The sequence below is a fragment of the Chitinophaga sp. CC14 genome (assembly GCF_048957795.1).
In the GTDB taxonomy this organism is placed as follows: Bacteria; Bacteroidota; Bacteroidia; order Chitinophagales; family Chitinophagaceae; genus Chitinophaga; species Chitinophaga ginsengisegetis.
On the sequence record NZ_JARBFY010000005.1, the window covers coordinates 867,918 to 892,779 of the forward strand.

Here is a 24,862-nt window from a genome sequence, read left to right on the forward strand (position 1 = left end):
AAATGCTTCCGTTTAACCCCCGCTTTTCAGCTATGGGGTGATAGTTAATGTAAGTTCTTTTGTTGTTCTCTTTTCACCATTGTAACGTACCGCAGATACATCAAATATTACTTTATAAGTACCCGGTTTGGCGTAAACGTATTTATACGAAGGCAGCACAGTGCTGATATTTTTCAGCGCCACCCCTGCATCCGGCTTAATATAGAAGGGATCAAACCCTTTGGTGATCACCCAGTCTTCATTATCATCTGCATCTTTATTACCGCCAAACATCAACAGCTGCGCGGTAGTAACCGACCACACGGATGCAGGGTTTTTAAAGTCGAATGCTTTCCAGCCCCCGCTTGACAATACGGCTAACGGCGATACTACACCATCTGCTGAAATATTATTGGCTTCAAAAGTCCGGATCACCCAGCGGTTTTGTCCCTGTGTTTTTTTATAGTCTGTATATTTAAAAGCAACGTAAATGCGGGCGGCAGTATTTTTCGGGTCCGCAAATTCTTTCAGGCTAATGGTACCTGACGGTGTATTGTCCTGCCCGGTGGAAAATACAGCGCGGTCCGAAATATCCGTCCAGGTGGCGGCCCTTACACTGGTGGTATCTGCTGCACCGGAATAGTTGTTAGACACCAGCAGTTGCAGATTTTTGTAGACCAGTCCAAACTGCACCAGTGATTTGAAATTTATCTGCAGATCATTTTCTGCAGTGGTGCGGTCCCTGAATTCGTAGTTGTGGCCGGGTTCACCGGAATAAAAGGTGATATTGTCCGGGTTGCCGGTAAAGTTAAAGGTAACGGTATCTCCTGCTTTATACGTAAGTGAGGAGGTAGTTACTTCCAGCGACGGTGTTGTTACTTTCTCCTTTGCGCAGGAGATAAATATAATAACAATGATCAACAGGTATAATGAATTTCGCATATTAATTACTTTTTAGCGCGGCGTTACCAACCCTTGTTCTGTTCTGCCAGGTGATTAATGGTTGTTTCTGTAGTAGGAATAGGAAACAGTACGTTCCTGGCTGTTGTATTCTTTGCGGCATTACCTGAATATTTCCATGCAGATGGCGCTGATGCGGCTACTTCAGCGGCCAGCGACTGCATCTTCGACAGGTACAATCCCCAGCGGATCAGGTCGTGCTTACGTGCCCCTTCAAAGCTAAGCTCCCTGGCCCGTTCGTCCTGCACGGCTTCGAGGAATTCATCTTTTCCCAAACCTGCGGGCAGGTCAACGGTGGCATCCGGTGTGGCCGGTGGTTTGCCATAGCCCCTTCTTCTTACCATGTTAATAGCCTCGTAAGCCTCTGCTACCGGTCCGTTCACCGCATTTTCTGCTTCAGCTTTCATCAGCAGTACATCTGCATACCGGATCACGGGGAAGTTGGTAGAATTATAGGACCTGTTTTTGGGCACCTGCGTTTCATACTCACGACGCCATTTGCCGGCAGTACGTTCATAGATCTGCGCGGGGGTATACGCCACTTTGGTAACAACGCCATTCACAATGGAATACTTGTACGGCGCGATGTTCCAATCCCTTCGCTTATCTTCTGCCGCAAACAGGTTGAATAACCTTGCAGAAGGATGTACCGGGCCATTTGAATAACCTACGTTATCGTCCGGCGATTCCACACCATTTTCAATGCCGACTCCGCCTGCGAGCTGTGTAGATCCCTGCTGATTGCCATACATGCCTATTTCCCACAGGCATTCTTTCGACTCATTAATATCTTTAGAGTGATTGATGAAGATAGCGCTGTAATCCGGGTTCAGGGAATGCTTACCGGAGGCGATTACTTTGTTGACATAGGTTAATGCATCCGCATATTTTGATACATCTTTCAGTGGCTCGCCGGCCATGGTGAGATATACCTTTGCCAGGATGGCCTGCACGGCGGTGGTGGTCACCCTTTCATTATTGGTATAGGTACTGATATCGTTTACCAGCGGTTCGGCTGCTTTCATATCATTGAGGATGGAAGCATACACCTCTGCCACAGAAGAGCGGGGCAGCGCGGGTTCTACAGGCGATTTGGTGGAAGACAATTTCAATGGCACGCCACCGTAGTTATCTACCAGGATAAAATAATAGTATGCCCTTAAAAAAAGCGCCTGGCCTTTAATAGCGCCTCTCTTTTTTTCATCCATCTTTGGCTTGTCCACATTTTCGAGTAACAGGTTGGCGCGGTCGATGCCCTGGTAGGCCACTTCCCAGAGTTTGCCTACGTCCAGCTGACCGGCGTCGAAATCCATCACCTTTAAATTATTCACGGTAATATTCTTGTAGAAGAATTCATCGCTCATGGACAGGAAGCTGTACAGTCCCCGGGAATACATTCTTCCGAAATTATCTATCAGCCTGTTGTACACGCCATTCAGGGCTCTGTCCAGATCGGCTTCTGTATTATAATAATTTTCCGGTGTTACAAAATCTTCCGGCTTGGTGTCCAGGAATTTGTTGCAGGCAGTGAATGTACTGCCGGCAAAAATGCATAGCAGAAAGAGTGTTGTTATTTTTCTAACGGGAGATAATTTTATGTTGTTTGGTTTCATAATCGCAGCTTTTTAGTTCGTTAAAAGGTCACATCCAGTCCGAAGGTGATGGTTCTTGCCTTCGGATACGCGGACCAGTCGAAGCCCGGTGTTAAAGCCGATTGCCTTACAGAAACTTCAGGATCGAGTCCTGAGTAATTGGTCCAGGTAATGAGATTTTGTGCGGAAGTATACACCCGCAGTCCTTTTATTTTAGCCTGTTTCAGCAACGCTGCAGGCAAATTATAGCCTAGTGCCACGGTTTTAAGACGCAGGTAAGAGCCATCTTCAATAGTGCGGGAAGAATATACCAATGGTCCCTGTCCGCCTACTTTATATAATTTATTGGTTTGATTTTCGGGTGTCCAGCGATCCGCGTAGCTGGCAAACATATTCAGGAAAGACCTGGTTACATCACCGTTTTCAAATTCTATGCGGTTGGCATTCAGGATATCGTTGCCATAGCTCCACTGGAAGAATACGTTCAGGTCGAAGTTTTTGTACGTGAAATTATTGGAGATCCCGCCGGTGTGTATCGGGTTAGGATTACCGATGATGGTAAGATCGCTGTTATCCACCTGTCCGTCGCCGTTAATATCTTTAAACTTAATGTATCCCGGCTGGATGCTGCTTCTTGGATTACCGTTGTTGGGCACTTTATCTTTCAGCACATACGTTCCGTTCGACTGGTCAAAGTCGCTGTACTGGTAAACGCCGTCGAATATAAATCCATAAAACGAGGCAATCGGATGACCCGGTATAGCGATATATGGATAAGCGTTATTAAAGTTACCCCAGGTGATGCGGGAGGCGTAACTGGGTTCGCCTTCGTTCAGCTGTATTACTTTGTTGCGGTTGAAGGAGATGTTGAAACTGGTAGACCAGGTGAACTTTTTATGCTGAACGTTCATAGTGTTCACAGAAAACTCCAGTCCTTCGTTAGACACTTTACCGATATTCCGGATACCGCTCAGGTAACCTGAAGACGGCGCCAGTGTTGCGTTTAGCAACAGGTCTTTTGTATTCTTCTTATAATAATCAGCGGTAAACATGATCCTGTTCTTCAGGAAACCCAGGTCTATCCCGATATCTGTTTGCGCGGTGGTTTCCCATTTCAGCTTGGGGAATCCCAGGTTGCTGGGAATAATGCCCTGCACGGGCGAGTTGCCAAAGCTATAGCCGGAGTAAGGGAACAGCTGCAGCGAAGTGAGATAAGCAAAATCCCCTACCCGGTTGTTCCCGGTGGTACCATATCCTGCGCGTATTTTAGCATCTGACAGGAAAGATAAATTTTTCATGAAAGATTCTTCGATGATCCTCCAGGCCACCGCACCGGAAGGGAAATAAGCCCAACGGTTGTTGTCGGGGAATTTGGAAGAACCATCGGCACGGAACGACAGCGTAAGCAGGTAGCGTGATTTATAGCCGTAGTTAACGCGACCAAGAAAAGACATCAGCGCATTGGATGATTTTGCCGTAGGTGCGGTATTGATGATCCCTTCATCCAGGCCACTCATCCCCAGCGATTCATTGGGCAGCTGGCTGGCGGAGAAGCCATAGCTATAGTAAGCCGACTTCTGCATTGTGAAACCACCCAATACATTCAGGTTATGATCTTTGTTGATCACCCTGGCGTAAGTGAGGGTATTTTCATTGAGCCAGTTGGTTCTTTCCAGGTTGCTTACGGAGCCATTGATACCGAGTATACTGCTCTTTGGATTTCCGAGGCGGGTATTGGAATTATTGAATATTTCTTTCCGTTGCGCTTCTTTGGTAATACCGCCTGCTACTCTTAACGTAAAGTATTTTGCCGGGTTGTATTCCACATATGCGTTGGCAATAAGGGTATTATTGAACAACGGGTTATATTCATTTTTTGTAGAGATGATCGGGTTCATGCGGTATTCATTCAGCGGGTCCACATCCGGATCAAATGGTTCATTAACGAGGGAGGCATCGCTGGAAGAGTCGCCGGTTACCGGGCGGTAGCCCCAAACGCTGTACATCAGGCTGGAGGTTGGGCCGTTGGGTGTTGGCGACGCTACGGCGCCATAAGTTTTGGTAGCTGTATAGTTTACGTTGATACCGGCTTTCACTTTATCATTCAGCCGCTGATCCACCACAGCCCTTCCCTGGTAGCGTTTAAAGCCGCTGTTAATGATGATACCATTCTGGTCCAGCAGTGAGCCGGAAAGGGAATAGGTTGTTTTATCATTACCACCTCTCAGGGAGAGGCTGTGGTTTTGCATAAATGCTTTTCGGAAGATTTGATCCTGCCAGTCGATTCCCTTTACATTCTTATAGTCGTCGAGTGTTTTATCTTCACCGAGGTAGATGGGCGTATAAAAAGCCGAGTTCTGTTCCAGCTGGTATTTCACGAACTCGTAAGGGCTCATCATCTTCTGCTTTTTGATATTTTCCTGGAAGCCCATCCAGGTTTGATAGGTAACTGTTGGCGCGCCGGTTTTACCTTTTTTGGTAGTGATAAGGATAACGCCGTTGGCGCCCCTGGCACCGTAAATAGCAGTGGCCGAGGCGTCTTTCAGTACTTCGATGGAGGCTATTTCTTCCGGGTTGAAGATGTTGTTGGACGGGTTTTCCATCGGGAATCCGTCTACCACATACAGCGGGGAGTTTTCCTGTGTTACGGAGTTATTACCGCGGATCACGATGTTCAATGCGGATCCGGGCTGGCCATCGCTGGCAGATACCTGTACGCCCGCAACGCGGCCTCCCAGGGCTTCTTCAAAGGAAGGTACCGGCGCTTTTGCCAGGTCGGCAATTTTAAATTCGCCTACTGATCCGGTAACATCTTTTCTTTTTACAGTTCCATAACCGATTACCACCACATCGTTCAGTCCTTTTATGGATGGCTCCAGTACAATGTTGTACACACTTCTTCCGGCAGTAAGTTTTACTTCCCTGTTCAGAAATCCAATATAGCTGAATACCAGCGTTGTGCCGGGTGCGTTACTGGTGGTGATGTGATAGATACCATCTTCATTAGTGATGGCGGATGTTTTGTCGTTTTTCACGCGGACCGTTACCCCTACCAGGGCGGTGCCTGCGGCTTCCGTTACTTTGCCGGTAATTGATATTTTGTTGGCAGGCCCCGTGGCTGGCTGCTGTGCTGCTACATCCGTAGCAGGGAAGATGATAAAGAGCAGGAGCAACAAATACCCTGCTGATAAGAAAACATTTTTGTGCATACCCCCAAACGTGTTTTTAGAATTTTAGTCTGTATGATTCATTCACATATTTTTATTCTATTCCGGGCAAATCGCCGGTGGAGGTGCCTACTCCATGTAATGGTGCGATATGTGAAACGTGGATGATTGGCGTAAAGTGACAGGTACAGGCATGGCTGGCGCAAAAGAGGTTGAGAGCAACAGTTCTTTCATATCGTGAGAATTTATGTGTCCAAAGATTATAACTAACTGTTACCCGATGGTAAAAAAAATGATGATTTTGACAATGGGAACATTCCCATAAATTGGGAATGTTCCCATTTTTGATATAATTGTGTTTCTTTACATAAAAATAACCCATGAAGCGACACCAGATCACCATCGTTGACATTGCGAAAGAGCTTAATCTTTCTAAGTCAACCGTATCACGGGCTTTAACCGGTCACCCCAGTGTGAACGCAGTAACAAGGCAGGCCGTATTAGATCTGGCGGAAAAACTCGACTACCAGCGCAATATGCTGGCGATCAGCCTGGTTACCAGGAAAACAAATACCATAGGCATCATCGTCCCGGAATTTACCAGTTCCTATTTCCCAAATATCACCATCGGCGCGCAGGAAGTAGCCAGCAAAGCCGGCTATAACACGGTCATCTGCCAATCCAATGAAACATATGAAACGGAAGTAGCCAACACTAAAGTGATGCTGGCAAACCAGGTAGATGGTGTATTGGTATCTATTACCAAAGAAACAAAGAACTTCGATCATTTAAAGATATTCCAGCGAAAGGGTATTCCCATCGTATTTTTTAACCGGGTATGTGATGAAATGGATGTACCCAAAGTAATTGTTGACGATTATGATGGCGCATTCCGCGCAGTAAATCATTTGATTGAAAGAGGCAGGAAAAGGATCGCGCATTTATCCGGTCCGCCTTCGCTCAAAATAAGTGAGAAAAGACTGAACGGCTATAAGGCCGCTTTAAGAAAGAACAATATTGAACTGGATGAAGACCTGGTAATCCCATATGATCTGAACCTCGATAAGGTGCATATCTATGTAAACCATCTTTTAAACCTCCCCCATCCACCGGATGCCATCTTCGCCATCAACGACCCTACCGCCATTGAAATTATACAGGTGGTGAAGAAAAGAGGCTTGCAGGTACCGGAAGATATTGCGGTGGTGGGCTTCAGCAACGACTTTGCATCAGGACTTATTCATCCTTCTTTAACCACGGTATCACAGCCGGTAAAAGAAATCGGCGGCACGGCCGCACAGCTGCTCATAGACCAGATCAGCCGCGATGTATCAGAATGGAAAAGTATTATCCGGGTGTTGAAAACAGAACTGATTGTGCGGAACTCCAGTTAAAAATGGAAAAACTAACCTTCACAGGTTAGTTTTCCAACTTACAATTGTGTTACCATTTCTGTGTTATTCTCAGATACCCTGAGCAAATCCACCATCCACCGGCAGTTCAATTGCGGTGGTAAAGGTGGCCTCAGCGGCCAGGTACAGCGCTGCAGCAGCTACCTCTTCAACGGTGCCGTGGCGTTTCAAGGGTGTTATTTCATTCCCTTGCGCGATAAATGTTTCCCTGTCTTCTTCCGTCAGGTTGGCCACTCCCATCGTTGGAGTCATAATGAAGCCCGGAGCAACTGAGTTAACACGGATCTTCCTGGGGAGTAACTCTGCCGCAAGTACTTTCGCAAATGCCTTTACAGCTTCTTTTGAACCGGAGTAAGCGCTCAGACCGGGAAAAATACGATCATTGGCGACAGTAGTAAAAATGATGGCGCCATCATCATTAATAAGCGGCTCCAGACGCTTTACTGTGAAGAAAGCTCCTTTTGTGTTCACATTAAAGTGCTGGTCCCACGAGGCTTCCGTTACCTCCGCCAACTCCTGGAATTCTGCTGTGCCATGATTGATAAATAAATAGTCAACGCGGCCAAAGCGTTCCTCAACAAGCTGTCCTAATGCCTGTATGTCGGCCATACTGGAAGCATCGGAGCGCACTCCGTATGCTGCTGCTGCATTGAGTGCCTGTTGAACTTCTCCTGTCTTTTTTTCATTCCGGCCAGTAAATATAACTTCAGCCCCTTCAGCCAGGAGCCTTTCCACGATGGCTAATCCCATGCCATGTGTGCCGCCGGTTACCACCGCCTTTTTACCTTTAAATCTGTTCATTATTAGTTCTTTTGATGCAAAGGTAACCGGGCATTTACACCGGCTCCTTTGAGAATGTCGGGAGAAGCTTTAAGAACTACGGAATTGAGTAGGGCTTTCGCCGGTAAGGCGTTTAAAGAACACAGAAAAGTAATCCGGGTTCTCGAAGTTGAGTTCGCTGGCAATTTGTGCAATAGTCAGGTCGGTTTGCCGCATCAGTGATTTGGCATGATGCAGCCTTGTATGATGAATAATCTGAAGCGCGCTTTTGCCACTTACATTTTTTACGGTCTGTGAAAGATGCTTGGCGCTGATGTATAAGCGTTTGGCATAGTCGGCCACTGCATCGGATTTCATGAAATGTTCCTGTACCAGCAACATGAAGGCGTTATATATTTTTTGCTCCCGGCTAAAGCTGGTGGTAGTTGACGCCTGTTGTTCATAAAACTTCCTTCCTTTCAGCAAAAGAATATGGAGATAATTTTTGATGATTTCCCTGCCATAAATACTATCATCATACTCCTGCTGTATCTTACCCAAAAGCTCTAAAATATCATCTTTCTCCCCGCTGGTTAAGGTAACGCCCGGAGAATTTAAATGGCTGAAATAAGGAAAGTCCCGCAGAAACCCCGGTCCGGATAAAGTAGCATGAATAAATTCAGGCTTGAAGAGAACAGAAAACCCATTACCGGGGCTGCCTATTTTCGTTTCTTTGCATGACAGCAGGCGGTAAGGACTCACAAAAAAAAGCCGGCTCTGACCAGCGGGAAACACAAAATCATCCACGCTCAGGTCGCAGCCCGGATCCACTTCAAGTATAATTTCGAAATAATGATTGCGATAAGGCACTTCATTTACGCAGGCATCTCCCTCTATCCCACTCCAACTGTAAATGAAAAAGTCAGAAACCCTGGGACTGGCAGGCAGATCTGTTTTTTTAATATAATCTGATATTTCATTAAACTCCTGAATTCTCTTCATAGCTGGTTCGTATTCTATTATTCAAAAGGTTTATCAAAAGTCCATAGCTCGCAATACCTACTGAAACGCCTTTAGCAAATTATCCTTATAAGCCGCCGATACCTCCACCGCGGTACCATCATTCAAACTTACATAACCACCCGCACCTTTATGATAAGACTGCACATAATGGATATTGATGATATGCGATTTATGCACCCGCACAAACGGATGGGGTAACATCTCTGAAAAATGTTTCAGAAAACGGCATACCATCTTTTTACTTCCGTTGGTTAAATAAACATCTGTAAAATTACCATTCCCTTTCAGACGTACAATTTCATTCATCTTCACTACATCAAATCCATCCAGGGTGGGTAATATTACCTGTTGCATACCGGGATTATTTTCCCGGACGTTTTCCAGTATGATGCGGTTCCTGTTCAGCCAGTGTTTCTGTTGAAGTTGTTGCTGCACTTTATTAACTGCCAGGATCAATTCTTCTATGCTCACCGGCTTCAGTAAATAGTAGGCAGCGCTCTGGTTGAGCGCTTTCAGGGAATATTCAGAAAAGGCCGTTACAAAAATAGTTTCAAACTGAAGATCCTGGCAGCCATCGAGTACGTCAAAGGCGTTGCCAAAAGGCATTTCCACATCGAGGAATACCAGTTGCGGCCGCAGCTCATGCAATAACGCGATGGCTTCCCGGCTGTTCTGGGCCGTGCCTGCCACTTCCACCTGCGGACAAAATTTCCCGAGGTAGTTTTGCAAGGCGGCCATGGCAGCTGCTTCGTCTTCCACAATCACGGAAGTGATTTTTTCTGTTAACATCATTTTTTATCCATTAAAGGAAGTTGCAGCACAACCCGCGTACCGGTGGCGCCTTCCAATGTTATTTCTTCCATCTGCAACCGGATATGAAGATGGTAAATATCATTCAATAAACTGATCCGTTCCGTAGTGTTGGTAATGCCCCTCGATTGATACGCTTTCTGGTGAATGGTTTTCAACTTACGGCTTTCCGTGAGCCCGATCCCATCATCTTCTATCACCACCTGAATAAACTGCGCCTGTTTTTGAAATGTTACCCGGAGCAACCCCTTCGTAGCTTTATACCGGAGCCCATGCCATACCGCATTTTCCAGGTGCGGCTGGATCAGCATATTCGGAATCATGACGGCATCGGTATCCAGTGCTTCATCAATATCCAGTATGTAGATGAATTTATCGCTGAAGCGCAGCTGCTCCAGATCCAGGTAGCTTTTCAGCTGTTCAATCTCAGTAGATAAAGGAACGAAATCCTTATTGGAATGTTCCATCACATTCCGCATCAGGCCGGAATAGGAAGTGAGATATTTGTTTGCTTCCACTTCCTTGTTCTCGGCAATGTATTGGTTTACGCTATTCAGACTGTTGAAGATAAAGTGAGGATTCATTTCCCGCCGCAACGACTGCAACGCAATTTTCTTATTCTTGATTTTGATGGCGTACAGGGAGCGGACAATAAAGAACAGCAGTACCACCATCGCAAGTATAGAGGCGATCAGGAAATAGTTAAGTTTATTTTTATTGCTGATCAGCGCCAGTTGTAATTCCTTTTCCCTTTCCAGGTCTTTGATCTTTCCTTCTGTAATGTCGAACAGGCTGGCGTCTACGAGGGAGCTATCGGTCCGGATAAGCGTATCCAGGCGATGGAGAAAATCGTCATACCGCGTCATGGCAACGGCTTCCTTTTGCTGCTCCCGGTAGTAGCGGGTCAGCGCCAGCAGGCAGTCTTTCGTTTTTGAGGTATTTCCGCTTTTAAATGCCAGCGCGTATGCTTCCTCTAACAGGCTCCCCGTTTTTCCCGGTAGGTTTTTCGTGGTGTACAGTTGTGCCAGTTCCCGCACCTGGTCTATCTGCAATTCAATATTATCTTCCTGCTTTGCTTTTTCCAGGATCGCTTCATTCATGCGGATGGCGGCATCAATATTATTTCCTTCCACATACACCTTAGAAATTTTCTTGCTGATGTCTGCAATCTCCCGGGTATTGTCGGTTTTCTCGATTGCTTTTTTATAACTGGCGATGGCATCCGAGGTATTGTTTTCCAGCAGCAGGCTGTTTCCCAGTTGCTTGTAGGCATCCGCGGCTTCTTCTTTCTTGCCGGTCTTTTCAATGATGTCTACATTGGATTGGGCGTAGTTCGTTTGCGCCCGGGGGTTGCTGTTGTTCCGCAAGCGGTTGGCATCATTGAGGTTGATGTTCACCAGGCTTTTATCTATCGCCACATCGCCGGCGGACTGGTAGTTTTGTATAGCCGGTATAATCTTGTTCTGCATTTCCTGCACTTTTGCCAGTGCGCGACCTGCAGCTGCCGCATCTTTATGATTTAATCTTGTGTAGATGTCCAGCGCTTTTTTAAGATATTCTTCCGCTTTGGCATATTCACTTTTATCCGTCAGTTCTTTTGCCAATGCCTCGTATTTACCGGCTGTTTGCAGTTCATCATCATTATTGGAAAGCGATTTCCTCAGGGCTTTTGCCGCCTTGGACACAGGAAAGGTACCACGCTTGCCGCCGGCAGAATCCTGCGCAGTTGCTGCAGACAACAACCCCAACAAGATAAATATGCAAATACAGTAACGTACCATGATCATTGATTCTACCGCAAAATAAGACTTTTCAGAACGGGCAGGCAGGTATTTCACCCATTCAATATACCATTTCACCAAGTGGTGTCCCACCGGCTAAAGAAGACCCTTTATTTTCATGGGGTAATCTTAAATCAAACATCATGAAAACGACACTATTCGCCAGCGCCATACTGGTATCGGGCTTCCTGATATGGAAATATAATACCGGTCAGACGATCCCGGAAACAAAAAGCATAACAGCCACCCCGCCACCTGTTATCGCTACCCCTCCTTCCGCCGCCGACAATACCCGTATACAGGTAGCCTTACTGCTGGATACCTCTAACAGCATGGATGGGCTGATAGACCAGGCCAAATCAAGACTCTGGAATATTATCAATACCCTCACCACCCTGAAATACAAAGGTAAAACGCCTGTAATAGAAATCGCGCTCTATGAATACGGCAACGACGGCCTCTCCCGCTCGGATGATTACATCCGGCAGGTAACCCCGCTGACCACCGATCTCGATCTTATCTCCGAAAAACTATTCGCCCTTCACACTAATGGCGGATCAGAATACTGCGGCGCGGTGATCACATCTGCCGTAAAATCACTCGAGTGGGGGAAAGATGAAGCTGATATGAAGCTTATCTATATTGCAGGCAACGAGCCTTTCAACCAGGGACCGGTGAGCTATAAAACCGCCGCAGGGCAGGCCATCAGCAAAAGCATCTTCATAAATACTATTTACTGCGGCGATAAACGGGAAGGAATAGCCACCCATTGGAAAGACGGCGCCGACAAAGGCGATGGCCAGTATTTCAATATCGATTCCGACAGAAAGGTGGTTTTTATTGAAACTCCCTATGATAAAAACATTGAAGCCTGCAACGAACGGATCAACAAAACCTATATCGCATATGGCGCTTCCGGTGAGCTAAGAAAAAGCAACCAGGTAACGCAGGATAAAAATGCCCAATCTCTCTCTTCCGCCAACTCTGTAGAACGGTTTGTAAGCAAATCAAAAGCTGTTTATAAAAACGACAACTGGGATCTGGTAGACCGCGTGAAACAAGATCCCAACGTATTAAAAAGCATCAGCAAAAGTGAGCTGCCCAAAGAACTGAAAGAAAAAAGCCAGGCAGAGCTGACAACCCTGGTGGCAGAGAAAAGCAAGGAAAGGGAAAGTATTCAAAAAGAAATCGCCGTGCTGGGCAAACAACGGCAGAAATATATTGATGAGGCATTAAAGAAAACTGATAAAATCGACGACCTGGGCGCTGCCATCAACCAGTCTATTATCCAGGTGGCTAACGCCAAAGGATACACCGCAGAAAAATGATTAAAAAAAGACCGCCTCATCATTAAATGAGGCGGCTTTACTGCAAATAAATATCAGCCTTATTAAGTATCTTTAAGTGTGCCATCCCCCGGCATCTCTTTTTAAATCCTATAAAAACCACTGGCTGTAAAACCCGTTCTTATGATCATGTCTCCTACTCAGTTATGTTACCCGTTTCCAGATGTTATCAATCCAATGGCAGACGAAATAGAAGCTAAAACAACAGCATGGATAAACGAGTATACCCTCTTCCCCGAAAGCATGCGTGAAAAATTTAAGGCCGCCCGCTTTGGCAAGCTGGCGGCCTATTTCCACCCGGATGCGCCGTTCGATCGCCTCATCCCCATGGGCAGATGGAATCTCTGGATCTTTCTCTTTGATGATTACTACGGACCATATCCGGTAGAAGAACTCAGAGAGGCATGTAACCATGTCATTGAAATATTCAAAGGCATGCCCCCGGCAGCAACAGACAGCGCGTTCTTCCTGCAGCCGGCGTTGATAAGAAAAGAACTGCTTTCATTTGTAACAGCAGCATGGATGGACCGGTTTATCAGGGATATGCAAGGCTTCTTCCATACCATGATAACCGCTACCGCATATAGTTACAAAACCCCTGTTCACTACCCGCTGCTGAGCGACTACCTGGTTATCCGGGAAGATCTCATTGGCGTGTATCCAACCGCCGATCTCGCAGAAATAACAGGAACTACGCTGCTCACCAACGAAGTGCTGGAGAACCCCGTAATAAAGCAACTCAGGAAACTAACAAGCCTGATAGTAGCGCTTTCCAACGATATTTTCTCTGTCAGAAAGGATGAGGAAGAAAAGGAAGCCATGAATGCGGTATTGATCATTCAACATGAACAACAGTGTACCCTGGATAGCGCCTATGCGGAAACAGTGCGGCTACACAATGAATTTACAGCAGAATTTGTGCTTACCTGCAACCACCTGCCCCATTTTGGGCAGCAGGATAAAACCGTGCGCCGGTATATAGAAAACCTGTCGCATATTATCCAGGGACATCTCTCCTGGTATCAGTACTCCGCGAGGTACTGATACCAGCCACCTTACAGCAACGGGGGAAATCAGTTCATTTGCAGGTCCAGGTAATGCCGGCCATCATAGGCAATATGGATTGTTTTGGAGAACCATCCCACACTGCCTTTCATGGTACCCTTGAAAGAAATGTGTACAGAGTCCTCCAGGTTAATGCCTGTTTGACCCAGTTTATTGAAATCCGGCGCCACTGTTACCGGCACTGTGAATAGCGCATGCGCCGGCACATTTATCACGGTATCAATGTGAACTTTTCCCAACAGGAAAGTATCCAGCATCAGCTCCAGGTCGCCGCTTTTAAACGTAAAACCGAAATTATTAGGATTATAATAGATGCCTTCTATTTTCAGCGCCGCGCGCTGTGGCGTGATATTAAAAATCCTGACGGCCAGCTTTTTTGGCAGCCGTGGCTCGGGCGTTTGAAACACCGTGCAGCCGGAGAGAAATATGCCAATGATAATGGTAAGTAACAGTTGTAGTTTTTGTGTAACAGTCATATCGTTTGTTATCTTATTGTACCAGTTTATCCAATTCTTTTTCCAGCTGATCTTTTTTATAGAAGTCCAGTGATGCGGCAATCTTTCCATCTTTCCCTACTATCACCACATACGGGATGCTGGTGATATTAAAGTTCTTCTGCACACCCGCACCTGCTTTGAAGCCGCCTTCTGTAAGTCCCTGCAGCCACTCCATTTTAGTTTCGTTCACAGCAGTTTGCCATTTGGCTTTATCGTCATCAACAGATACAGCTACAAATACCACTCCCTTCTCTTTAAACTTGTTGTAATGGTTCCGCATCTGTGGAATGTAAGCGCGGCAGGGAGCGCACCAGGACGCCCAGAAATCCAGCACTACAATTTTCCCGGTCATATCCCCGATGGAAAATGCGTGGCCGTTGGGATCGGTCAGTTTCAGTTCCGGTAATGCAGCGCCTGCGCCGGTGCGCTTAAATGATTCAATCTTTGCCAGCAACGCCTTTCCATGCCAGGTACTTTTCCCTGCAGGGTCCAGGAGATCGTAACCTGCCTGTGCCTTCTCCGCTGTGGAGGCATTCCTCAGGGCCAGCCAGGCCGATAATTCCAGCGACGGGTTGTCCTTTACGTATTCCATAGGCGGCTTATTACTGTGCTGCTGATAGGTATAAAACTGATCATTCAACGGGCCGCCTTTGAAAGAAGTTCCTTTCAGTGAATCCAGGCTGGACTCAATAGTATAACTGGTATTTTCCAGGAATACCAGTACTGTTTTTGTACTCACTTTTAACTGTACCAGCTCCGGGTGTTCCAGTTTCCCGGAAAAGGTAAACTCGCCGTTGACGATCCGTACTCTTGGCGGCAGCATTACCGGCTTCCCTTCAGCATCAACATGTTCAAGGATAGCTACGTATCCGCTGATGACGCCCGTTACTTTCCCTTTGATCACAAACCCTTCTTCTGCCAGGCTGTACAAGGGCAGCAGCAGGAAGATGATTATTTTAATGATAGAACGCATATGAATGGTATCTTTTTAGTAAACAAAAAAAGGGCAACAGCACAGCGATAGTGCCGTTGCCCCTGGCGGAAGTGTTACCTCAAACAGTTTATTTAATTGTTTCCATTAATTTTTTATCCAGCGCATCGCCATAAAGATCCCTGGCAACTATTTTTCCGTCTGGTCCGATCAATATGTTGGAAGGAATGTAGCTGGCGCCGTAAGCTGCAGCGGCTGTGTCACCCCAACCTTTCAGGCTGGAGAGATTGAGCCAGTTCAGCTCGTGCTTTTCCATAGCTTTTACCCAGGCTTCTTTTTTGGAATCCAGCGAGATGCCTACCATCACGAAGTTTTTATTTTTGAACTTTTCATTGGCTGCTTTCAGGTAAGGGATCTGTGGTTTGCAGGGACCGCACCAGCTGGCCCAGAAATCTACCAGTACATACTTGCCTTTGAAATCTCCCAGCGATACCATTTTACCATTTACATCAGGGATGGTGAAAGCCGGCGCAGCATCGCCGATCTTTATCTGGCCTGGTTTTCCCGGTGTTTCCCCTTCTTCATTCATCTTTAATGAAAGGAGTGACGGGTCTACTTTACCCGGGTTTTTCCAACGTTGCAGGATCCTGCCGGCTTTTGCGTGTTCACCGAGGCCATCGTAAAGCGCTTCCATCTCTTTATTATCCTTACTGAAATATACCGTGATGATATAACCGGTAACACCGGAATTCGGATGAGCCAACACCCATTTACGGAGTATATCTTTCTGCCTCTTTTCCACCTCGCTACCCTGTTTGCTGTAGGCTTCTGCAGCATCCTCATCACCTATTTCCATTGCTTTATGGTATTTCTGTTCCAGCTCTGCAAACAACTTACCATCGCCTTTGTCCGGGGAAGTGAGGTCCATTACTTCTTCCCATTCCTTTACCCAGGAGTCGCCTGAAAAAGTGGCGTCTTTAAAATAACCGCCTTTCCCGGTGATGTTCATCTTTCCTTTTTCCAGGTATACCAATGCGCCGCCCAGTTCCGGGTTGCTGCCTATCTGCATAATATATACGCTTCCTCCTTTAGACATTGGCATCGTTAACCTGAACTGGTGGTTTTTAATGACGGTGCTGGCGGTATCACCGGAATAAGGTTCGTACAGGTTCACCACGGTATCATTCGGGGATTTATCCAGCCTGGCCGTAATGATAGCCACTTCCTCCTGCGCATACGCAGCAAAGCTTCCCATGCAAAAAGTGAGTGCAAACAGTTTTCTCATCATGATTAGTGCGTTTAAGTATTAGGCAATCATTACCGCAAAACGGGTGAAGCCTGTTGTTAATTAATTATAATTATGGCGCTACCGGGTTAGCCAGCATATCTTCCAGCACCGACAGGGTTTCAGCGAGGTAAATATCTTTACCCAGTTTCTCCAGCCACTCTTTGTAAGAAGCAGTATTAACAGCGTCATTCTTTTGCCGGGCGGGATTTATGTTTCTTAACATAGATGGCTGTACGGTCAGCACCTCTTTGCCTTTCAGCTCTTTGGCCTGTTGTATATTTTTCTGACATCCCGATATCTGTTGATAGGCAGCGCCGAACGACAATAAATCCAGCGGCGTGGGTTGCTCCTGCAACGTTTTTAACTGGCGGGTATTTGCGGCGATAGTGGCAAAGGCAGGATTTTGCTGCACCCGTATGCGTGCGTGTTGCACTACTTCCTGGTAATTGAAACCGAAAGTAAGCCGCTGATACGGAGGCAGGCCCACGGTATCGCATGCCAGCGCAGAAGAAAAATCTTTTTCCATAATGGATTGCAGCTCCATTCTATCCTGCAGCACAATATCGGGGATCACGCCTTTCAGCTGTGTGGATGATCCGTTAATGCGGTAAAATTTCTCCGTGGTAAGCCGCATGCTGCCATAGTTTACATCAGCAGTGCCTTTCTCCGGATTTCCCATTTTACCGATATTGATATTCATCTGGGCGGTACCTTTTCCAAAGGAAGAAGAAGTGCCCACAATGATGCCGCGGCCGCGGTCCTGCATGGCTGCAGCAAATATTTCAGAAGCAGAAGCGCTGCTTTCATCTACCAGCACGGTTAATGGTCCGTCGTACAAAGGCTCAACAGCCGGAGAGGAATACATCCGGATACTGTCTTTCCCCCTGAGCCAGGTGATAGGGCCGGCGGGTACAAAGCAATAACCCATTGTTACTACTTCATCGAGCGAGCCGCCGGCATTGCCACGCAGATCCACCACAATGCCATCCACTTCCTGCTCCTTGAGCTTCTCTACTTCGCGGGCTACATCATTGGCGGATCCGTTTATTTTGGTACCGGTAGGATCCATGTAAAAGAGGGGAAGGAAGATATAGCCAAAGCGCTTTCCGTTCTTTTCAATCACGGCGCTTTTCGCCCTGTTTTCCTGGTCAATCACTTCATCTCTTTTTATCGTTACCGTTCTTTCTTTTTCACCGGGCTGCTGCAGCTTCATGGTAACGGCCGTTCCTTTTTCACCGCGGATCAAGCCGGTTACTTCATTGGCCGGAAGCCCGTTAACAGGCAGCATCTCCCCTTTGCTGTCGGCAACGGCGATGATATTATCATTCTCCTTTACCTGTCCGCTGCGGTAAGCGGTACCACCCGGCAGCAATCTTTTTATATAATAATCTGATTCTTTGGTACCCAGTTCTATGCCCAGTCCGTAGTAACGTTTGTTGAGCTGTTCGTTCATAAGCCGGTCCTGTGGCGCAGCATAGGTAGTATGCGGATCTATTTCAAACATGGCGGCGCTTACATACTGCGCAAATTTATCGTCGGCGCCACGTTGCCCGGTCGTCTGACGGAAATAATCGCTGTACCATTTACGTACCTTTTCACGGGCTTTGGCTTCCAGCACCGGGTCAACGGCCGCGAGGTGTTTGGCAGTATCGCCTTTGGCTGCACTCATTTCCATGTAGTGACGCAGGGTGTAATATTTCAGCAGCTTACGCCACAGTTCTTCCTGTTCCTGTTTGCCTGCGCAAAAGGGAAGATCTTTTCTCCAGGCCATTACGGTTTCTTTCTTTTTCAGATCGAAAGGCGTAGCCAGGATTTTCTGGCAAAGCCGGCTGGCCTCCCCTGCCCGTTGTTCATAGATCGCATAGGCTGCATCAAAAAAAGTAGTGGCGCCTGAGTTCAGCTGATCGTCGACCTGGTTCTTATACACCGCGAGGGCAGTTACATCTTCCTGGAGAAACAGGTTGCTGTTGGGGTCCAGGGTATGCAGGAACCGGTTCCACACCGCCGCGGAATAGGCGTCGTCAATGGGTTTGGGATGGTAGTGCTTTTTTGTAACCTTATTGATAGCAGCAGTGATAACGGCGCTGCGGTATTCGGTACCGGCGGGCACCTGGGCATTCACTGTAAAGCCGGCAATGACAAACACGCCCGATAACAGGAGTTGCGCTCCTTTTAATGTTTTCATATAAAAATATTAATGCGGATAATATAATTAAGGTCTGTTGCCTATCGCCTGAAGATCTATCTGGTACTTGTTGAGAAACGTGGCGATAACAACGTCGTATTTCTTTCTTATCAATCCCTTTACATCTACCCGGCTGCTCAGCACCCCGGCTTCGAGTTCTTCTTTGGTATGACTGGTAATCACTTCAATATATGCCAGGAAATCAGTTGCCACATTCAGCGCATTGGTATACGGCTCCACGATGCCTTCCTCCAGGAGTTTTGCAGGCAGCACCTGGCCATAGGCAGGCGGCGCCAGCGCTTTGAATGCATCCGGGATAATAGTGTTGTCGGTACGGAAGGTGCGTTCCATGTAGGCTCTGTGCAACCAGCCACGCAGCTGCTTTCGTTGAGCCGGCGTTTTCTGCGCCAGGGTACTATCGGCCCAGCCAATAGCGAGCATGCTGCTGCTGGCGGAAAACCCGGTAGCAGAACGGGTAGTGCCGCTGCCAATATAAGAGGCGAGTAAAATCTTGTAAGGAAGCGTGGTTTTTAAAAACGCTTCCGGGTATACTTCCAGTAATTCTTCCCTGATAAACCGGAGAGTTGATGCCACATAGGCGGGATTAGCATTAAAAGCACTATCCGGCTTCTTGTCGTAATAGTTATACGCATAATCCAGCTGTGTAAATTTATACAGGATAAAAGTGTTGTATTTTTTATACCAGGCCACTATTGTATCATCGTAATCATGATTACCCTGGGGCAGCGTATATACAGGCGGGATAGGCTCCGGCGTTAATGCGGCCTCTTTATTACAGGCTATCCCTGCTAACAGCACCAGTACCAGGTAGTATAATCTCATATGTGATTATTTACAGTTGAAAGAAGTTATTCGGGTAAACGCTTACCCGCGAATAATGGATTTTGTGTTAATGCCGGGTTCCGTGATAATACATCGGTGGGTATTGGCATTACATATTGCGGATCCCGCGCCGGCAACCGGAATACCTGTACGGTTACCTGGTTGGGTGTAAAAATGTGTTTGATCGATGGCATGCCGTAGCGTCTCAGATCAAACCAGCGGTGCGCTTCTTCGCGGTATAGTTCCCGGCGGCGTTCTGTTCTGCACATTTGCAGCAACACGTCTCCCGGCTTTACTGTCCACGGTGTGAAAGAGGCCCGGTCAATCCGGTTGGCGCGAAGTGTATTCAGGCTTACCAATGCCTGGGCAGCTGCATTACCGTCGCCTGTTTTCCTGTATTTCTGGATGCAGGCTTCTGCACGGTTCAGGTAAGCTTCAGAGCTTCTCCACGAATTGGATAATTCGTTATTATGCCCGGAAACGGATGGAACATTCTTCATCTGTGAAAAATCGGGCGTCAGGAATTCTTTCATAAATTCAGGGTTTATATAAAATCCTGTTTGCTTGCGCAGGTCATTCTCTTCAAAACAATCCACCAGGTCGTGTGAAATTTCATATGCCTCTGAATAAGCGTATGGCAGCTGTTCCTCCGCCTGTCCATAGTTCCAGATACTTTCAATATTAGATGGTCCTATCAGCATTTTATGCTCTATATCAGGCATCCCTCCCCAGGTGTTCAGGTCCATTAACTGCGGGTGATACTTCAGTACTTCATCAGCATGACTGATCGCTTTATCCCAGTCTTCCATATAAAGGAATACCCTGCTGGCCAGCAAATGGGCAGCTACATGCGAAATCCGGTAATATTCGCGGGTAGCTTTGTATTTATCCAACAAATAAATGCCGCTATCGAGATCACTCACAATCTGGTTGTACACCTCTTTCACGGTGTTCCTGCGGAGAAAAGCATCCGACAGGTCGGCAGTTTTCCTGATAGGCACGCCCGGGCTTTTGTCAGGTGTGGTGAGAGAATCATTATAGGGTTTTGCATAGATATTCACCAGCATAAAGTGATAGAGTGCCCGTAATGTGTAGGCTTCTCCTTTAAACTGGTCTTTGTCGGCCTGCAGGCCCGTTGAATTATCCATATACTGAAGCGCCACATTTACGCCCAGCAGCAACTTATAGTAAGTGCTCCAGGTATTGAAATTGATGGCATTGCCGGTAGCGGCAGTGGCGGGCTCCATATCTGGTTGCCACTGAAAGATGGGAGCGGCCTGGAATACCACATTTGAGTTGGCCAGGAGCGGTCCTGTATAGCACTGGGTATCATCATCCAGGAATACCATCCAGGGTTGCAGCAGTGTGGAATTGGTAGGGTATCCTTCATAATATAATATTTCTCCGAAATCATGGGTAGATTTAGGTATTACATCTGTTGGAGAATATTCCTGCAGGAACTTTTTACAGGACACTAAACACAAGGCGCCTATGATTACAAGCAACGATTTCTTCATGCTGTATTATTGAAATGAGTTACATTAAAAAGTAGCATTCAGGCTGAAAGCATATTGCCGGGTAAGCGGCAATGCACTGGTGCCAATTCCGTCAATTTCAGGGTCCTGCCCTTTTAGTTTCCTGTTGGCAACCGTAAAAACATTATTTATGGCCGCGCCAACGCTTAAATTCTTAATCCCGCTTCCCCTCAGCTTAGCAGCAGGAATGGTGTAGGTAAGATTCAGGTTGCTGCATCGCAGGTAGTTGTTACTGACTGTTCTCAAATCAGACATATTATAAGCTTGAAACGGATCCAGGGATATCTCTCCGGAGTTTGCAGCAGCACTGTTACTGATCACTTTATACGGTATCACAAGCCGGTCCTGGTTGGCTAAAAGATCCATCATTACAGGAATATCTGTATGTAATTCGTCACCCGGTTTACGCCAGCGGTTCAAATAATCTTTACTGAGATTGGTGAATGGCGCAGGCACCCCATTCAGTCCGTTTGTACGCGGGAAAGGATTATTGAGCCGTTTGCTGCTGCCAATACTAACGTAAAACAACATCACCGCTGAAAAGGATTTGTACCGGAACACCGGTTGAATACTTCCGGTGAAAGAAGGTTGAAGTTGCCCGGAATACACCAGGAAATCATCCGGATTGGACGTTTTTTCCTTGAGATCTAAATTCCTGAACGTTGGCAATCCGTTATTGTGATTCAGCCCATTGTAGATATAAGAGTAAAAACCACTCACGGGTTTTCCGCGTAAGTGTCCAGTGCCATTAAAAAAGGAATTGTAGTCGTTGGGTATAATTTCATCAGATACCCGGTTACTGTTCCTGCTGGTAGTAAACGTAAAGGAGAGCGATGTGTTCCGCGATCTGATGGCATCTACATTGATCATGGCTTCCCATCCTTTGTTATATAACTCGCTTCCGTTCCTGTACATCATATCCATACCGTATTCGAAAGGGATCTCTATCATGTCCAGTACGTCTGTTGTTTTCTTCGAGTAATAATCAACATTCACCCGCAGGCGGCTATTGAACATGGCCACCTGGGTACCAAAATTCCACTGGTATGTTTTTTCCCAGCGCAACTCCGGGTAAGGCATGGTTTTTATGTGCAGATAGGGTTTGCCGGTAATGGGATTTGTCTCTCCCACAACCGGGGAGTAAGTGGCCACCAGGTTAGGCCCCACTGCACTCACCACATTTCCCTGTGTGCCATACGAACCTCTCACCTGCCAGTCGCTGATCAGGGAGCTTACGGGAAACCAGCTTTCTGAAGAAGCATTCCAGCGGGCAGCAATACTGTAATTGGGTAAGAACCTGGAGTTGGAATACTGCCCAAACCTGTTGGAGCCATCTGTCCGGATGGTACCGCTCAAAACATAGCGGTTCATCATGCTATAAGCTGCCGTACTGTAATAAGAAACGGAATTGTCGATGGCTTCGTTGATCGTTTCTGAACTAAATAATTTTCTGCCCATTACCGTTGGAAAGAATGTCTTTCCCCGGTCCGGAAAGTATCCCGGTTCCCTGGATGTAAGGCCATTGGCGGTTTCACTTCTCACTTCATTACCCAACGTAAAATTAAACTGGTCGCGGTCCTTTCTCACACCGGCATTGTAATCTAAACTGTTCCTCATGCCGAGCGACATGCTCTTCTGATTCATCATATAGGCCATGCCACCTGTGGGCAAACCCGTCAACATCATTTCCTGCGTTGGCATCACTTCCGAACTCCAACCGCGTAACGCAGCAATTTCATATGTTTGCTCATCAGCCGCGGTTAACCCGTCGGCGCCGCCAATAATCACATTGGAAGAATGGCGAAAGAATAATCCTTTCCTGATCTTATAATCCAACGATAAATTTAAACTGGAAGAATGGGTGCTGCTGTTGTTTTCAGAGTGACTGATTTCATTCTGAATATTATAAACATACGGCGGCCACTTTAACTGCACTGGCTGCCCGGCTATCATGTTACTGGGGGACTTCACCGGGTAAAAATCGTCCGGACTGTAGATGCGACTTGTTTGCAGCGCATAGGTCAGCGGATTCACCGACTGGTAATACCCCGTGGATTTTATATAATTGCTTTGCATGGACAGGTCGAGGTTCAACCGTTTGCCGATTTGCGTGCGTACGCTGACATTCGCTGAATATGTTTTTTTGCCATCCTGTTTTGCAGCGCCGTTAAAGCCGCCGTAGCTCAGGGAAGCGTAATAGGTGGTTTTGCCGGCGCCGCCACTCATGCTGAGGGCATGCTGCATGCTCATCTGGTTCCTGAACAACTCCTTAAACCAATCGGTGTTCCGCGTTTGAATAGCGCCTACCTGTTCCTGGAATTCCGCTTCAGTGATTTGCCTGGCGTACAACTGCCTTAATAATCCTTCATATGAAAACCGTTCTTCGAACCCACTTGCATTTCCATTAAAAACTACGCCATCTTCTATCAATGATTTTGAGAAAGCTACCCGTTCTTTGGAATTCATCAGGTTTAACTGGTTGTAGGAAGGACGCGCCTGAAAAGATATATTTGAATTGTAGGTTACTTCCACCGGGCCAGCCTTTCCTCTTTTAGTAGTTACCACGATCACGCCGTTGGCCGCGCGGGTACCATAAATAGAAGTCGCCGCGGCATCTCTCAAAAAAGTGATGCTTTCAATATCATAGGGGTTCAAACCACTGATGGCGTTTCCCATCAGTTCATAGTTGGATTGGGAAGGGCCGGTGAGCACATTATTCAACAGCGCTGAGGAGATATTAACCGGGTCAGGGCGTATCATACCATCGATCACCCAAAGCGGGGCGGCGTTACCGATTAAGGTGGAAGTACCCCTGATGCGCATAGTGGGTTTTGCATTCACGCCACCGGAGGTGTTGATCACCATGAGCCCCGGCACTTTTCCCTGCAGCATCCTGTCCACCGAAGGCTGACCGGGCTGCAATATATCGGCTGCATTTAGTTTTAATACTGAACCCGTAGCCAGGCGGGGATCAATTTTCTGATACCCGTTCACCACTACCTCCTGGATTTCCCGGGCAATGGTATCCATTCTAAAAGAAATCATTTGTTCATCCGACGGTTTCACTTTGTACAGCAGCGTTTTCATGCCTACCAGGGAAAGACTTACCTGTTCCTGCTCCCGGGCTACCAGCATAAACATCCCGTCGGGCTGGGTAATGGTCATTTCTTTGGAGGTAAGTCCTTTAACGCTTACCCCTGCCAGGGGCGATCCCTGCGGATCTGTTACCCTTCCCCTGATGATCACTGCCATACTATTACCCTTATCTGCAGACACTGTTTGTTCGTAGATAATGATCCCTCCCATTTCCACCATAAACTCCAAACCCGTATTCAGCAACACCTGTTTGAGCAGGGATTCCAGGGTAACCCCATTTACTTTAACCGTAACCGGTGGCTGTCGTTTTATCAGCTCACTGTTATAGGTAAAGCGGATATGCATCTGCGTACGCAGATCTTTCAGTACTTTACTCAGAGAGGATTTATTGGCTTCGTAAGAAATCTTTCTCGATAATATTCCCTGATCCGTATTCTCCTGCGCCAGTGCCCCGGTGCCGGTAAGGACCAGTAAAAGCAGTAACTGGTACGGTAACCGCATGACATAGCGCCGCGCTTCCTTCCAGCGGAAGGACAAGCCCAATAAATTTCTCATTCTGGTTTGGTATTATGGTTTAAGCAGCAACCCGTGGC

The 24,862-nt window shown here is 46.9% G+C and carries 17 protein-coding genes; 3 read left to right on the top strand and 14 right to left on the bottom strand.

The window, feature by feature from the left end:
- Positions 1 to 30: 30 nt before the first annotated feature.
- Genes PV783_RS23025 through PV783_RS23035 form a run of 3 tightly spaced genes read right to left on the bottom strand, consistent with a single transcriptional unit; the run spans position 31 to position 5,740 of the window.
- Entirely contained in the window at positions 31 to 921 is an 891-nt protein-coding gene (locus tag PV783_RS23025; protein WP_420989739.1) for a DUF5017 domain-containing protein, read from the bottom strand.
- 23 nt (positions 922 to 944) lie between these two features.
- Entirely contained in the window at positions 945 to 2,552 is a 1,608-nt protein-coding gene (locus tag PV783_RS23030) for a RagB/SusD family nutrient uptake outer membrane protein (RefSeq protein WP_420989740.1), read from the bottom strand.
- A 20-nt stretch (positions 2,553 to 2,572) separates the two neighbouring features.
- On the bottom strand, positions 2,573 to 5,740 hold the full coding sequence (locus tag PV783_RS23035) for a SusC/RagA family TonB-linked outer membrane protein (protein WP_420989741.1): 3,168 nt from the start codon (positions 5,738 to 5,740) through the stop codon (positions 2,573 to 2,575).
- A gap of 338 nt (positions 5,741 to 6,078) precedes the next feature.
- On the opposite strand from PV783_RS23035, the gene PV783_RS23040 reads away from it, so the two are divergent.
- On the top strand, positions 6,079 to 7,092 hold the full coding sequence (locus tag PV783_RS23040; protein ID WP_079472518.1) for a LacI family DNA-binding transcriptional regulator: 1,014 nt from the start codon (positions 6,079 to 6,081) through the stop codon (positions 7,090 to 7,092).
- Between the two features lie 69 nt (positions 7,093 to 7,161).
- Here the strand turns inward: PV783_RS23040 and PV783_RS23045 are convergent, their stop codons facing one another.
- The 4 genes from PV783_RS23045 to PV783_RS23060 form a co-directional block, all read right to left on the bottom strand.
- Positions 7,162 to 7,911 carry an SDR family oxidoreductase gene (locus PV783_RS23045; protein ID WP_420989742.1) on the bottom strand — a complete coding sequence of 250 codons (750 nt, stop codon included), beginning with the start codon at positions 7,909 to 7,911 and terminating at the stop codon, positions 7,162 to 7,164.
- A 69-nt stretch (positions 7,912 to 7,980) separates the two neighbouring features.
- Positions 7,981 to 8,871: a helix-turn-helix domain-containing protein gene (locus PV783_RS23050; RefSeq protein WP_336388149.1), complete on the bottom strand. Its 891-nt coding sequence runs from the start codon at positions 8,869 to 8,871 to the stop codon at positions 7,981 to 7,983.
- A 57-nt stretch (positions 8,872 to 8,928) separates the two neighbouring features.
- The gene (locus tag PV783_RS23055) at positions 8,929 to 9,684 is read right to left on the bottom strand and encodes a LytR/AlgR family response regulator transcription factor (RefSeq protein ID WP_420989743.1); all 756 of its coding nucleotides are present in this window, start codon (positions 9,682 to 9,684) and stop codon (positions 8,929 to 8,931) included.
- Positions 9,681 to 11,576 carry a tetratricopeptide repeat-containing sensor histidine kinase gene (locus PV783_RS23060; RefSeq protein WP_420989744.1) on the bottom strand — a complete coding sequence of 632 codons (1,896 nt, stop codon included), beginning with the start codon at positions 11,574 to 11,576 and terminating at the stop codon, positions 9,681 to 9,683. The genes PV783_RS23055 and PV783_RS23060 overlap by 4 nt, the downstream gene beginning before the upstream one ends.
- Before the next feature lie 50 nt (positions 11,577 to 11,626).
- On the opposite strand from PV783_RS23060, the gene PV783_RS23065 reads away from it, so the two are divergent.
- Together PV783_RS23065 and PV783_RS23070 are read left to right on the top strand one after the other, a co-directional pair.
- Positions 11,627 to 12,811 carry a vWA domain-containing protein gene (locus tag PV783_RS23065; protein ID WP_420989745.1) on the top strand — a complete coding sequence of 395 codons (1,185 nt, stop codon included), beginning with the start codon at positions 11,627 to 11,629 and terminating at the stop codon, positions 12,809 to 12,811.
- Between the two features lie 147 nt (positions 12,812 to 12,958).
- Positions 12,959 to 13,873, top strand: coding sequence for a terpene synthase family protein (locus PV783_RS23070; protein ID WP_420989746.1), 915 nt, complete (start codon positions 12,959 to 12,961; stop codon positions 13,871 to 13,873).
- A 29-nt stretch (positions 13,874 to 13,902) separates the two neighbouring features.
- Here the strand turns inward: PV783_RS23070 and PV783_RS23075 are convergent, their stop codons facing one another.
- From PV783_RS23075 to PV783_RS23105, 7 genes are all read right to left on the bottom strand, one after another.
- A complete protein-coding gene (locus PV783_RS23075) occupies positions 13,903 to 14,370 on the bottom strand; it encodes an LEA type 2 family protein (protein ID WP_420989747.1) in 468 nt (155 codons plus the stop codon).
- A 13-nt stretch (positions 14,371 to 14,383) separates the two neighbouring features.
- The gene (locus PV783_RS23080; RefSeq protein ID WP_420989748.1) at positions 14,384 to 15,364 is read right to left on the bottom strand and encodes a thioredoxin-like domain-containing protein; all 981 of its coding nucleotides are present in this window, start codon (positions 15,362 to 15,364) and stop codon (positions 14,384 to 14,386) included.
- Positions 15,365 to 15,452: 88 nt separating this feature from the next.
- Complete coding sequence (locus PV783_RS23085) at positions 15,453 to 16,610, bottom strand: redoxin domain-containing protein (protein ID WP_420989749.1); 1,158 nt, start codon at positions 16,608 to 16,610, stop codon at positions 15,453 to 15,455.
- Positions 16,611 to 16,680: 70 nt separating this feature from the next.
- Complete coding sequence (locus PV783_RS23090; protein WP_420989750.1) at positions 16,681 to 18,795, bottom strand: carboxy terminal-processing peptidase; 2,115 nt, start codon at positions 18,793 to 18,795, stop codon at positions 16,681 to 16,683.
- 27 nt (positions 18,796 to 18,822) lie between these two features.
- Positions 18,823 to 19,638, bottom strand: a complete 816-nt coding sequence (locus PV783_RS23095; protein WP_363438555.1) for a hypothetical protein — start codon at positions 19,636 to 19,638, stop codon at positions 18,823 to 18,825.
- Positions 19,639 to 19,664: 26 nt separating this feature from the next.
- The gene (locus tag PV783_RS23100; protein WP_363438558.1) at positions 19,665 to 21,155 is read right to left on the bottom strand and encodes a RagB/SusD family nutrient uptake outer membrane protein; all 1,491 of its coding nucleotides are present in this window, start codon (positions 21,153 to 21,155) and stop codon (positions 19,665 to 19,667) included.
- A 24-nt stretch (positions 21,156 to 21,179) separates the two neighbouring features.
- Entirely contained in the window at positions 21,180 to 24,824 is a 3,645-nt protein-coding gene (locus PV783_RS23105; protein ID WP_420989751.1) for a SusC/RagA family TonB-linked outer membrane protein, read from the bottom strand.
- Between the last annotated feature and the right edge of the window lie 38 nt (positions 24,825 to 24,862).